Source organism: bacterium (genome assembly GCA_035308905.1).
Lineage (GTDB): Bacteria > Sysuimicrobiota > Sysuimicrobiia > Sysuimicrobiales > Segetimicrobiaceae > DASSJF01.
In genome coordinates this window covers 108426-121781 of record DATGFS010000022.1, presented here as the reverse complement: position 1 = coordinate 121781, position 13356 = coordinate 108426, and the positions used below count along the sequence as shown (strand labels likewise).

Below are 13356 nucleotides of genomic sequence, written 5' to 3'. Positions count from 1 at the left end.
CGCGCGCAGCCTGGGCATGAAGCGACCGTCGCGGAGGTGACAGAGATGTCCGGCGTACGGGCGCAACCGGAGCGGCGAGATACGTCTCCCGCCGGTGTGTGGAACCGCGAAAAGTTCGAAGCCTCGCTGGGATTGCTGCACGCGCTGGGTCTTTCGCGGTCGGTCATCGAGCACTACCGCGCACGCGCCCGCGACACCGATCAGCTGCCCCATGAGCTCGTCGCCACAATGGTCGAGGACGCCGCCCGCCGTTCGGATTGACGGTACAACCTAGCCTCGCTCCCGACACCTCGTAACCGGGGTATGATGTAAGGTGATGCCCAAGACGGTTCACGTGATCCTGGCTTTTCATGCCCACGAGCCGCTTTGGGACCTGCCGGCGCACCTCCAGAGCGCCGTTCCGGACATGCGCATCGCGCAGGCGGTGCCGCCGGAGAACTATCTGCGCCGGCGGGCCAAAGAGGGCCGGAACATCTACCGCGATCTCGTCGCGTTCGCGAGCGCGATGGGCGTCCGCGTCACGGTCGACATCTCGAACGACCTGCTCTTTCAGATCCGCACGATTCTGCCGCGCACCTTCGAGGAACTGCGCCGCGCGTACCGTGACCACACGATCTACCCGCTGTACACGACGGCGCATCACACCCACGCCGCGCTGCTCGAACCCGGCGAGATGGTGGAGGAGCTGCGGCTCAACCAGGAGATCCTCCACGACGTCGTCGGCGCGCCGAAGCCGCGGCACCGCGTTTTCTTCTTTACCGAATGCTCGGTGCATCCGCGGTTTGCGCCTGCGCTCGAGGACGCCGGCATCGACGCGATCGTCCACCCGCACCTGAGCGACCGCAAGGGCGTCTACACCGCGTCGAACCCGTCGCACGACTACGTGCACAGGCCGTTTCTGATCGGCCGGCGGCTCGTCGCGCTGCCTCGGCATTTCCGGGTATCCCAGGAGATCTGGCGCCCCGTCACCCGGATGTATCCGCAGGAAGTGCGGTCGCAGGGCTACATGATGGGGGCGTACTACATCTTCGATACAGAGTACAAGGAGCACCGCTACCTCGATTTTCCGATCGACCGCGCGCGCGGCGTCGAGGAATACGCGACGACGCTCCGCGAGGCGCTCGCGGCCGCCCCCGACGGCGGCCTGATTCTCTACATCCAGGATCTCGAGCTGATGGACTTCGGCGACGTGGCGCTCGACGTGCTGCAGGCCGCGTGGCGGCAGGTGCTCGGATCGCAGGACGTGACGGTGAAGTTCTCGACGCCGGACGAATATCTGGAGACGGTGCCCCAGGGGCCGGAGGCGCGCGTGGAGCACCAGGGGATGGGATGGGCGCCGGAGACGCGCGTGCTGCTCCGGTCGGACGGGCACTATCCGCCGCTCTACGCCGGGGAGTACGGCGGGATCGACGCGGTGCCGGCGATCTTCCGCGCGCACCCCTTCATCTACTGGGAACCCGGCAAGTACGTGGCCGGCCTGTTCGGGTGGATGCTGCGGGCGTTCGGCCTGCTCGCGCCGGTGGGCGTGCACGCCTCGGTGCTGTGCGACGAGGGCTACCAGCTGTACCGCTTCCCGATCGAGAAGCGGATCGCGGTCGGCTATCGCCTCTTGAAGCAGGCCGACAACTGGGGCTGGCAGCCGAGCGAAGCGCTCAACAAGCGGCCGTACCTCTACGGCCTCGTGCTCGCGGACGCGCTGATGATGATGCTGCAGTTCTATCCGGAGCGGTACCCGGCGAACGAGGACCGCCTCGATCCGCGGTTGCTGGTGGGCCTCGGCCGCCTGCCGGAGGGTCTGCTCGATACCCGCATCGCCTATCTCCGGTTCGCGCTCGAACGCCTCCGCGAGGAGCGCCACGATTACGATCCCAGCGAGGCGTTCCGGCAGCTGGACTACGCGACCGACTTTCGCGACAAGGCGGGGCGCGGCGCCGAGCAGATGCTCGACGCCTACCGCGCGCTCGACGAGGACTTCCACAACGCCGCGCGCTGGCGGCGCGTCCTGCTCGAGGCGCGGGAGCACTGCCGCAACGTGTTCTTGAGCCTGGACCATCTGCAGCGGACCTGGATGGCGGGCGGCGAAACAGACTTCATGATCGACGCGATGTACCGGTATCTGTACGATTTGTATCCGCCGCGGTTTCCGGAGATCCTCGACGAGGTGGACCGGGGGACGGAGGCGGAGCGCGTCTATCTCGGCACGCGGCTCGTCCATTTCGCGATCCCGGCCGAGTCGGCGGTCGCGGGGCGGCCGCTGAGCGCGCTCGCCGTGTCGCCCGACAGCCTCGTCGTGACGCTGCGCCGCGGCACCCGGATGCTCGTGCCGCGCGGCGATACCGTCCTGCACGGCGGCGACCACATCACCGTGGCGACGACGCGCGGCAACGGGGTGCGGTTGGAGGACATCATCGCGCCGCGCTGACGCCGGCCGACGGCCTACGGCGTGAGTCATAACGTCCGCGGCCGGCAACCGTGACACTGACGCGGTGCCGACTACGCCCACGCAGGTGACACCCATGGAGGCGAAGTCCCGAGTCGCCATAGAGGCCGTCACGCCTCAGATCGACGGCGGACGGTTCCCCGTCAAGCGCACCGCCGGCGAGACGGTCGTCGTCGAATGCGACGCGTTCGCGGACGGCCACGATCTGCTGGCGGGCGTGCTGCGGTACCGTTGGGAGGGCGACCCCGCCTCCGCGGGGTGGAGCGAGGCGCCGCTCCAGGCGCTGGACAACGACCGCTGGCGCGGCACGTTTGTCGCGGCGCAGACCGGCCGGTACCGCTACACGGTGGAAGTGTGGATCGACCATTTCGCGACGTGGGCGCGGGATCTCGCGAAGCGGGTGGACGCGGGACAGGATGTGGGGGTGGATCTCCGGATCGGCGCCGAGCTCGTCCGGGCCGCCGTGTTCGGGGCCCGAGGACCGGATGCCGAACAGCTGTCAGCGTGGGCGGACCATCTCGACGCGGGGAACGGTGACGCGGTGCGGATTGCCCTCTCGGCCGAACTGGCCGCCGCGATGCGGGGCTACCCGCCGCGTGAGGGGGCGGCGCGCTACGCGCCCGAGCTGCCGGTCGTCGTCGACCGCGCGCGCGCGCGGTTCGGCGCGTGGTACGAGATGTTTCCCCGTTCGACGTCGCTCGAACCGGGGCGGCACGCGACGTTCAGGGACTGCGAGGCGCGGCTGCCGTATGTCGCGAGCATGGGGTTTGACATCCTCTACCTGCCGCCGATCCATCCGATCGGCCGCGACCACCGCAAGGGGCGCAACAACGCCGAGGCGGCGGGCGCGGGCGATCCGGGAAGCCCCTGGGCCATCGGCGCCGCGGAGGGCGGCCACACCGCCATTCATCCCGAGCTCGGGACGTTCGAGGATTTCCGCCGCCTCATCATCCGCGCCCGGGGCTGCGGCCTGGAGATCGCGCTCGACCTCGCCTACCAGTGCGCGCCTGATCATCCGTACGTGCGCGAGCACCCGGAGTGGTTCCGGCGGCGGCCCGACGCCACGATCCAGTACGCGGAAAACCCGCCCAAGAAGTACCAGGACATCTACCCGTTCGATTTCGATTCGTCCGACTGGCGAGGTCTGTGGAACGAGCTGCTCGGCGTCGTGCGCTTCTGGATCGGCGAGGGGGTGCGCATCTTCCGGGTGGACAACCCGCACACGAAGCCGTTCCCGTTCTGGGAATGGCTGATCGACGAGATCCACGGCACCGACCCCGACGTCATCTTTCTCGCGGAGGCGTTCACGCGTCCCAAGGTGATGTACCGGCTGGCCAAGCTGGGATTCACGCAGTCGTACACCTACTTTACGTGGCGCAACACGAAGGCCGAGTTGATCGAGTACTTCACCGACCTCACGCGCCCGCCGGTGAGTGAATTTTTCAGGCCCAATCTCTGGCCGAACACGCCGGATATTCTGCACAAGTACCTGCAGGACGGCGGCCGGCCGGCGTTCGCCGTGCGTCTCGTGCTCGCGGCGACGCTGGGGGCGAACTACGGCATCTACGGGCCGGCGTACGAACTCATCGAGCACCAGTCGGCCGCCCCGGGGAGTCCGCCGCCGGCGAGCGAGGAGTATCTCAACGCGGAGAAGTACGAGATCAAACACTGGGACGTCGGCCGGCCGGAAAGTCTGCGCGGCCTGATCGCGAGCGTGAACGCAGTCCGCCGGGAGTACACGGCGCTCCAGCGGGACGACACCCTGGTGTTTCACGGAATCGACAACGATCAGCTCATCTGTTACAGCAAGACGAGTCCGGACGGCGGCCCGCCGGTGCTCGTCGTCGTGAACCTCGACCCGCACGTCGCGCAGGCGGGCTGGACCGCGCTTTCGCTGCCGGCGCTCGGGCTCGGCCCGGACGAGCCCTTCGCCGTGACGGACCTGCTGAGCGGCACCCGGTACACCTGGCGCGGGGGCCGCAACTACGTCTCGCTGCATCCGGCCGAGCAGCCGGGGCACATCTTCCGGGTGGAGCGGAGCCCGTGAGCCCCTCTCCGCGGCGCAATGGAGCCGCCGGCGCCCCGTCCCTGACGCGGCGCCGGCCCGCGGCGGCGTCACAGGGCCGCGCGGCCGCCGCGCGCGCGCGCACCGCGCCGGCCGATCCGCTCTGGTACAAAGACGGCGTCATCTACGAAGTGCACGTCCGCGCGTTCGCCGACAGCAACGGCGACGGAATCGGCGACTTCCCGGGGTTGACGGCGCGGCTCGACTACATTCAAAGCCTCGGCGTGACGGCGCTGTGGCTGCTGCCGTTCTACCCGTCGCCGCTCAAGGACGACGGCTACGACATCGCCGACTACACCGGCATCCATCCGTCCTACGGGACGATGCGGGACTTCCGGACGTTTCTGGGCGAGGCGCACGCCCGGGGGATCCGCGTCATCACCGAGCTCGTGCTCAACCACACTTCCGACCGCCATCCGTGGTTCCAGCGCGCCCGCCGCGCCCGGTCGGGGACGGTCGCCCGCGACTTCTACGTGTGGAGCGACACCCCCGACCGCTACCGCGAGGCGCGCATCATCTTCCGCGATTTCGAGCCGTCCAACTGGACGCTCGATCCGGTGGCCCACGCCTATTACTGGCACCGCTTCTACTCGCACCAGCCGGACCTCAATTTCGACTCGCCGGCGGTGCGCGAGGCGATGCTGGAAGTCGTCGACTTCTGGATGGAGATGGGCGTCGACGGGATGCGCCTGGACGCGGTTCCCTACCTGTACGAGCGGGAAGACACCATCTGCGAGAACCTGCCCGAGACCCACGCGTTCTTGAAGGCGCTGCGCCGGCATATCGACGACCGCTTCCCCGCGCGCGTCCTGCTGGCCGAGGCCAACCAGTGGCCGGAGGACGCGATCGCCTACTTCGGCGGCGGCGACGAGTGTCAGATGGCGTTCCACTTCCCGCTCATGCCGCGGTTGTTCATGGCGATCCGGCAGGAGGACCGCTTTCCGGTCATCGAGATCCTCTCGCAGACGCCGCCGATTCCGCCGACGTGCCAGTGGGCGATGTTTCTGCGCAACCACGACGAGCTGACGCTCGAGATGGTGACCGACGAGGACCGCGACTACATGTACCGGGTGTACGCGCACGATCCCGCGGCGCGGATCAACCTCGGCATCCGCCGCCGTCTCGCGCCGCTGCTCGGCAACCACCGCCGCCGGATCGAGCTGATGAACGGCCTGCTCTTCTCGATCCCCGGCACGCCGGTGATCTACTACGGCGACGAGATCGGGATGGGCGACAATATCTACCTCGGCGACCGGAACAGCGTGCGGACGCCGATGCAGTGGAGCGCCGACCGCAACGCCGGATTCTCGCGGGCCAACCCGCAGCGGCTCTTCCTGCCGGCGACCATCGACCCCGAGTATCACTACGAGACCGTGAACGTCGAGGCGCAGCACGACAACCCGCACTCCCTGCTCTGGTGGATGCGGCGGCTCGTCGCGATGCGCCAGCGCTACCGCGCGTTCGGCCGCGGCACGCTCGAGTTTCTCCAGCCGGACAACCGCCGGGTGCTGGCGTTCATGCGGCGGTACGGCGACGAGCAGCTCCTCATCGTCGCGAACCTCTCGCGGTTCGTGCAGTACGTCGAGCTGCCGCTGCAGGCCTGGAGCGGGATGGTGCCGGTGGAGGTTTTCGGCCGCACGCCGTTCCCTCCGATCGGCGAGCTGCCGTACCTGCTGACGCTCGGCCCGCACACCTTCTACTGGTTCTCGCTGGAACGCCCCGCGTCGCGCGCCGCCCGCGAGCCCGAGCTGCCCGTGCGCGCGCCGCTGGCCGCGCCGGACGGCTGGGAGGCGCTCGTGACCGGTCAAGACCGCGCGCTCGTCGACGCCGTCTGGACCTACATCCGCGGGCGCCGCTGGTTCGGCGGCAAGGGCCGCGCGGTCCGGGCCGTGGCGATCCAAAACGCGGTCCGGCTGCCACTCGATCCCGGCGCGTCGCACGTCGTGCTGCTGCGCGTCGACTATGTGGAGGGCGAGCCCGAAGTTTACGCGCTGCCGCTCGCCTTCGTAGCGGCGGGGACCGGGGCGGACACGGTCCGGCGGGATCTGCCGGGGGCGCTGATCGCGGACGTTCGCGAGCCGGGTGGCGACGGCGTGCTCTACGATGGCGTCTACGACCGGGCCACCCAGCTGGCGCTGCTCGACGTCATCGCGCGGCGGCGGCGGGCTCGAACCGGGCACGCCGACCTCGCCGGCGTGCAGACGCAGGCGTTCCGAGAAGTGGTGCCCTGGGCCGGGCAGGCCGGCGCCACCGTCCCCGAATCCACGGTGCTGCGCGGCGAGCAGAGCAACACGTCGCTCGTGTACGGCGACCGGTGCATCCTGAAGCTGTTCCGCAAGCCCGAGGCCGGGCGGCATCCGGACTTCGAGATCAGCCGCTTCCTCACGGAGAAGGCGGCGTTCCCGCACGCCCCGCGGGCCGGCGGCGCGATCGAGTATCGCTTCGGCGACGAGACGCGCACGGTCGCGATCCTCTCGCAATTCGTCGCGAACGAGGGCGACGCGTGGCGGTACACGGTCGACGAGCTGGGTCACTATTTCGAACGGGTGGCGGCGGGCATGGAGATCCCGGCGCCGCCCGGCGGCGCGCTCATTGCGGCCGCCCGGGTGGACCCGTCTCCCGAGGCCGTCGCGGCGGTCGGACCCTACCTCGACGACGCGCGGCTGCTCGGGCAGCGCACCGCCGAGATGCACGTCGCGCTCGCGTCCGATCCGGCCGATCCCGACTTCGCGCCCGAGCCGCTGACCGCGATGTATCAGCGCTCGATCTATCAATCGGTGCGGTCCACCGTCCGCGGCGCGCTGCAGACCCTCCGGCGGAACATGGCGGGCCTCGACGAAGCCGCCCGTCCGATCGCGGAGCGGGTCGCGGCCGCGGAAGACGACCTGCTCGGACGCCTGCATCCGCTGCTCGAAGGGCGGATCACGGCCGCCCGAATCCGCTGCCACGGCGACTACCATCTCGGCCAGGTGCTGTGGACCGGCAAGGATTTCGTCATCATCGATTTCGAGGGTGAACCCGCCCGCCCGCTCTCGGAGCGCCGGCACAAGCGCCCTCCGCTGCGCGACGTCGCCGGGATGCTGCGGTCCTTCGACTACGCGGCGCTGACGGCGCTCGCGGACCACACCGCGCGCGGACTCGCACCGGCGCCCGATCTCGAGGCCCGCCTGCGGGCCGGCGCGCGGCTGTGGACCCACTGGATCTCCGCGTCGTTCCTCGGTGGCTACCTCACCGCGGCGGGTGCGCCGCCGTCCACGAAAGGGAACCGGTCCCGGGGACCAGCCGCCCCGATCGTCCCGTCCGACCCCCGCGCGGCGCAGCTGCTGCTCGACGCGTTCTTGATCGACAAGGCCGCGTACGAGCTCGGATACGAGCTCAACAATCGCCCGGCGTGGGCATGGATCCCGCTCACGGGCATCCTGGCGCTCCTCGGGCGCCTCCCGGCGGGAGGCCGCTGACGGGCGGCGAGTCCGCGCCGGGCCCGGAGCCGGCCGGCGCGGTCCTGCTCCCCGGGGGCGGCTGCCGTTTTCGCGTGTGGGCGCCCAACGCCCGTGCCGTGCAGGTGCACCTGTTGAGTCCGGCGGACCGCGTGATCCCGCTCGACCGGCGCGAGCGCGGCTACCACGAGGCCGACGTCCCGGGCGTCGACGCCGGCGCGCGCTACCGCTACGTTCTGGACTGCGGCGCCGAGTACCCCGACCCTGCCTCGCGGCTGCAGCCTGACGGCGTGCACGGGCCGTCGCAGGTCGTCGATCCGGCGTTCACGTGGGAGGACGCGGGCTGGCGCGGGCTCGCGCTCGCCGGCCACATCATCTACGAGCTGCACGTCGGCACGTTTTCACCGGACGGCACGTTCGGCGGCGTGGTCGGTGAGCTCGACGCGCTGGCCGCGCTCGGCGTGACGGCGATCGAATTGATGCCGGTCGCGCACTTTCCGGGCACGCGCAACTGGGGCTACGACGGAGCCTACCCGTACGCGGTGCACACCGCCTACGGCGGGCCCGACGGGCTGAAGCGGCTTGTGGACGCGTGCCACCGCCGGGGAATCGCGGTCATCCTCGACGTCGTCTACAACCACCTCGGTCCCGAAGGCAACTATCTCGCGGCCTACGGACCCTACTTCACGGACCGCTATCGCACGCCGTGGGGTGACGCGATCAATTACGACGGGCCGGACAGCGACGAGGTGCGGCGGTTCGTCATCGACAACGCGTGCCGGTGGATCGCGGAGTTTCATCTCGACGGGCTGCGACTGGACGCGGTGCACGCGATCTTCGATGAATCCGCTCGGCACATCCTCGAGGAGCTGGGCACCGCGGTCCGCGAGCGCGGCCGCGCGCTCGGCCGCCGGGTCTGCATGATCGCCGAGAGCAACCTGAACGACCCGCGGCTCACGCGCCCGATCGACCGCGGCGGCTACGGGCTCGACGCCGCCTGGAGCGACGACTTCCACCACGCGCTCCATACTCTGCTCACCGGCGAGCGGCTCCGGTACTACGAGGACTTCCGCGGGATCGGCGATCTCGCGCTCGCATGGACCGAGGGATTCGTCGTCTCCGGCCGGTACTCGCCGTTCCGGCGGCGGCGCCACGGCGCGCCGTCGCGCGATGTGGCGGCCCCCCGCTTTGTCGTCTGCGCGCAAAACCACGACCAAGTCGGCAACCGCGCGCTCGGCGAGCGGCTCACCCACCTCGTCGGGTTCGAGGCGCTGAAGCTCGCCGCGGGCGTCGTGCTGCTGGCGCCGTTCGTGCCGCTGCTGTTCATGGGCGAGGAGTACGGGGAGACGGCGTCGTTCCTCTACTTCACGGATCACGGTGACCCGGCGCTCGCCGCGGCCGTGCGCCGCGGGCGGCGCGCGGAGTATCCGGAGAGCGAGCCGCCGGATCCACAGTCGCCGGAGACGTTTCAGCGGTCGCGGCTTGCGCGCGGGCTCGCGCGCGAGCCGCGACATCACGCCCTCCTCGAGCTCTACACCACGCTCATCCGGCTGCGCAAGACCGTTCCCGCCCTCGCGAACCTCAGCAAGGAGCCCATGGACGTTCGCGTCATCGGACGGTCGTCCCGTGCGGAGGGCGGCAGGCCGCCGGAGGACGACGCGCGCGTCATGGTGGCGCGCCGCTGGCGGGGAGACGGCGCCGTCGTCGCGGTGTTCAATTTCTCGCCGTCCCCGGCCGGCGTCCAGGTTCCCCTCCCGCCCGGCCGGTGGAAACTGCTTCTCGACTCCGCGGACGCCCGCTGGGCCGGCCCGGGGCGGGCCGCGCCGGCAGAGATCGAGTCCGGCGGGACGGTGCGCCTCGCCCTCGCGCCGTGGTCCTTCGTCCTCTTTGCCGCGGGCGAGGGTTTTGCCGGCGAGCCGTCCTAGAACACTCAAGACATGGCCGGCGCCCCCCGACCCGCCGTGGCCCTCACCCTGGGCGATCCCGCCGGGATCGGACCGGAGCTGATCGCCAAGCTCATCGCGCGCGGCGAGCTGATGCGGCAGGCGCACGTCGTCGTGGTCGGCGACCGCTGGGTGTGGGAGGACGGGCAGCGCGTCGCCGGCACGCGGACGGCGCTTCACGAGGTCGCGTCCATCGCAGACGCCCGCGCCTGGGCGGAGCGGGCGCGCGAAGAGCCGGGCATCCCGTGCTTCTGCGCGATCGAGACCGTGCGGCCGGAAGAGATCACACGCGCTGTGGCCAACGCCGCGGGCGGCGCATCGGTGCTGCGCGCACTTCGGACCTGTCTCGACGCGGCGCGCGCAGGCGAGGTCGACGCCCTCTGCTTCGCCCCGCTCAACAAGCTGGCGATGAAGCAGGCCGGCCTCAAGTTTCCGGACGAGCTGCACTTCTTCGCCGATTACCTCGGGGTGCGCGGGTACGTCTGCGAACTGAACGTCCTCGAGGGCCTGTGGACCACGCGCGTCACGTCGCACATTCCATTAAAAGACGTCGCCGGCACGCTGAGCCGCGAGCGCATCAAGGACGCGGCGCGCCTCCTCCATCGCTCGCTCCGGGCGGCCGGCGTCGCGCGGCCGCGCATCGCCGTGGCCGGGCTCAACCCCCACGCCGGCGAAGGCGGCACGTGCGGACGCGAGGAGCTCGACATCATCGCGCCGGCGATTCACGAGGCCGGGGCGGAAGGCGTGCCCATGGACGGGCCGTTTCCGGCCGACACCATCTTTCTGCGGGCGCTCGCGGGGCTGTACGACGGCATCCTGACGATGTACCACGACCAGGGGCAGATCGCCCTGAAGCTGATGGGCTTTGACCGGGGCGTCACGGTCCAGGGCGGGTTGCCGGTGCCAATCACCACGCCGGCGCACGGCACCGCATTCGACATCGCCGGTCAGAATAAGGCGAGCGTCGAAGCGCTCAGCCGCGCGTTCGGGATCGCCTGCCGGATGGCCGCCTCGGCGGCGCAGCGCGGCTTTACTTCTGGATCGAGTTGAGCTGTTCTTCGATGGCGTTGAGCCGCCGGTTCAACGCGGCGAGCTGCGCCCGCAGCTCCTCGAGGCTCTGCCGGAGCTTCGCGACGTCCTCGGCGGTGGCCGGCGGCGAGACCTGAGCGGACTGCGCTGCCGCGGGACTCGGTGCGACGATCGTGCCGGGACGGCATAGAGCCATCAGAACCAGAACGACGGCGATCGCGGCTGTACGGGCCATGCTCTCACGCTCCTATCGACGCCTGCCTCCATCCTACGCTTTTTGACCGGCGTTTGATCGGCCCTTCACGATTCTTTATGGAAGGCCTCCTCGACCCCGGCGCGGGTCGTCTGCTCCCATGCCGCTCCGGCGGGCACCGCGATTTCCCACCGCAACACGAGCATCGCGCCCTGCTGGTTGCGTTCGAAACCCGACTCGGAGTTCGAGATCGTGAACACCGGCAGCGTCCACACGTCCGCGGCGCGCTCCGGCGTGAACGCGAGCGTCAGCCCGGAGTAGGTTTCGCCGGCGCGCACCACCGCGGCGCGCGGCAGGTTGGCGGGCTCCCACAACGAGACGCGGGAGTCGCCGCCGGCGCCCGCCCACACCTGCTCGGGCCCGCCGAAGAGGCCGAGGCTCCACTGTTCGGCGAGGACGGCGCGCAGCACGCCGGGGCCTTCCCAGACGAGGCGCGCCGCGTGGGTGAGTCCGCGCGTGCGCGCGTCGACGGCGATCCGGCGCTCGAGGGTGGCGTGCCCTTGGCCCACTTGGGCGCGCCGCGTCAGCACGGCCGTGGCCCCCTCGGGAGTTTCCTCGAGCCGCCATGCGTACGGCGCGGTGCCGAATCCGCCGAGGTCCTCCGCGGCGTCGCGCCACACTTCGTCCCGAGTCACCTCCACCGGCCACAGCCACGTCCGCAGCGTCGTCCGGCGGACGCGGTCGTAGACGAGCAGGCGATCGAGGCCGGGCTCCTTAGGGCGGTCGCCGGCCTCGTGAATCGAGACCGCGCCTTCGAGCGGGGGCGCCTCGTGGCGCACGCGGGCGTGGTACGCTTCCGCCCGCCGCGTGAGCACGTTGCCGAGGTGCCGTTTCCGCGATCGGTCGTCCCATTCCACGATGCTGCCGCCCCGGGCCGGATCGACGGTGCAGACGTCGAGCCCGGTGGCGAGATAGAGTTCCGGCTGGCCGTCCCCGTTGAGATCGCCGGCCGACGCCTCGGCGTACGGCCGTGGGTGCTGCGCCCGGTCGGCCTCCGCCTCCGCGGCGATGAGATGCTCGAACGCCGCGCCCCGGATGTGCGGCAGGTAGATGCCCCCGAAGACGCCGTGCCAGTAGGTGCAGTTGCACTCGCCGCTCCACAGCTCGTCGAGCGCCCGCTCGCGTTCGGGACCCGGGGGCATCGCGTGCACCTTGCGGCCCGCGCGCAGCGCGAGATGGTGCAGCGTGTTGGCCTCGGGATACCGGACGAGGAAGTGCCGCCAGAACCCGCCGCGCACGAGGCTCGCGAGATCGCCCCGGCCGCCGGTCTCGAGGTCGTGGCGCAGGCTGGCCCGCGCCTCGGCGCGCGTTGGCGGCAGCGCCCACTCCGCCATCTCATCGTAGGTGGCCGTCGGCAGGTAGATCGCGCCGGCCGGGTCGTGGGTGCGCCGGTAGTCGCCGGGGGGCACGAGGTCGATCCAGCGGGTCGTCTCGAGCGCCTCGAAGAAACGGTCGACCCAGCCCCGCTCCCAGCAGTGCGCGTACGTCGTCGGCCACATCCCGAACTTCTCGCCGTCGTCGCCCATGAGGGCGAGGTCGAGCGGCTCCGCCCGGCCCTCCGGGCGGACGTCGGTATCGGCGAGTGTGCGCAGGTAGTCGATGACCTCCTCCGGCGAGACCCAGGGGATGAGGTACCTCAGGCGCCGGAGGCTCGGAAACAGCGCGACGGGGACGCCTTCTTCCTCCGTGACGTAATAGCCGAGGAGCTGCTTGTCTTCCAGGCCGACCGCGTGGAAGTGCGTGTCGTCCACGATCGTGTACGCGATCCCGGCCTCGCCGAGGGGACGCGCAAGGTGCGGTTCCCATACGCGCTCCGCGAGCCAGAGGCCGTCGGCCGCGTAGCCGAACTCGGTCCTGATGGCGCGGGTCATCTTGAGGATCTGCCCCCGCTTGTCCGCGTCCGGCACGATCGGGAGGATCGCCTCGTAGTACGCGCCGGTGAGCAACTCGATCTGTCCGCGCCCCACGAGCGCCCGCAGACGCGTGATCAGGTCCGGCCGGTGCGCGCCGAACCAGTCGAGCAGTGGACCGGAATAGTGCAGGGCGACGCGGATCGCGGGGTGCCGTTCGAGCGCCGCGATCATCGGCGCATACGACCGTTCGGTCGCGTCGGCGAAGACGTGGTCGAAGTTGCCGACGGGCTGGTGGTTGTGCAGGGCGAGGGAGAGCGTGAGCCGGTGCATGGGTGC

At 70.5% G+C, this 13356-nt stretch carries 8 protein-coding genes; 6 read left to right on the top strand and 2 right to left on the bottom strand.

What is annotated here, in order from left to right:
• Window positions 1–45 precede the first annotated feature (45 nt).
• The 6 genes from VKT83_05915 to VKT83_05890 all read left to right on the top strand — a co-directional run bounded on the left by VKT83_05915 (window position 46) and on the right by VKT83_05890 (window position 10935).
• Entirely contained in the window at window positions 46–261 is a 216-nt protein-coding gene (locus VKT83_05915; protein HLY21986.1) for a hypothetical protein, read from the top strand.
• A gap of 55 nt (window positions 262–316) precedes the next feature.
• Window positions 317–2422, top strand: coding sequence for a TrkA C-terminal domain-containing protein (locus tag VKT83_05910; protein ID HLY21985.1), 2106 nt, complete (start codon window positions 317–319; stop codon window positions 2420–2422).
• 94 nt (window positions 2423–2516) lie between these two features.
• A complete protein-coding gene (locus VKT83_05905; GenBank protein HLY21984.1) occupies window positions 2517–4487 on the top strand; it encodes an alpha-1,4-glucan--maltose-1-phosphate maltosyltransferase in 1971 nt (656 codons plus the stop codon).
• Window positions 4484–7963 (top strand): maltose alpha-D-glucosyltransferase, encoded by a 3480-nt coding sequence (treS, locus tag VKT83_05900; protein HLY21983.1) that lies wholly within the window; start codon window positions 4484–4486, stop codon window positions 7961–7963. The genes VKT83_05905 and treS overlap by 4 nt, the downstream gene beginning before the upstream one ends.
• Window positions 7960–9867, top strand: a complete 1908-nt coding sequence (gene treZ, locus VKT83_05895; protein ID HLY21982.1) for a malto-oligosyltrehalose trehalohydrolase — start codon at window positions 7960–7962, stop codon at window positions 9865–9867. The genes treS and treZ overlap by 4 nt, the downstream gene beginning before the upstream one ends.
• A gap of 12 nt (window positions 9868–9879) precedes the next feature.
• On the top strand, window positions 9880–10935 hold the full coding sequence (locus tag VKT83_05890; protein HLY21981.1) for a 4-hydroxythreonine-4-phosphate dehydrogenase PdxA: 1056 nt from the start codon (window positions 9880–9882) through the stop codon (window positions 10933–10935).
• Here the strand turns inward: VKT83_05890 and VKT83_05885 are convergent.
• Window positions 10916–11149 (bottom strand): hypothetical protein, encoded by a 234-nt coding sequence (locus VKT83_05885; protein ID HLY21980.1) that lies wholly within the window; start codon window positions 11147–11149, stop codon window positions 10916–10918. The two genes, VKT83_05890 and VKT83_05885, sit on opposite strands and share 20 nt — an antisense overlap.
• 65 nt (window positions 11150–11214) lie before the next feature.
• Entirely contained in the window at window positions 11215–13350 is a 2136-nt protein-coding gene (locus tag VKT83_05880; GenBank protein HLY21979.1) for an alpha-amylase/4-alpha-glucanotransferase domain-containing protein, read from the bottom strand.
• Window positions 13351–13356: the final 6 nt, after the last annotated feature.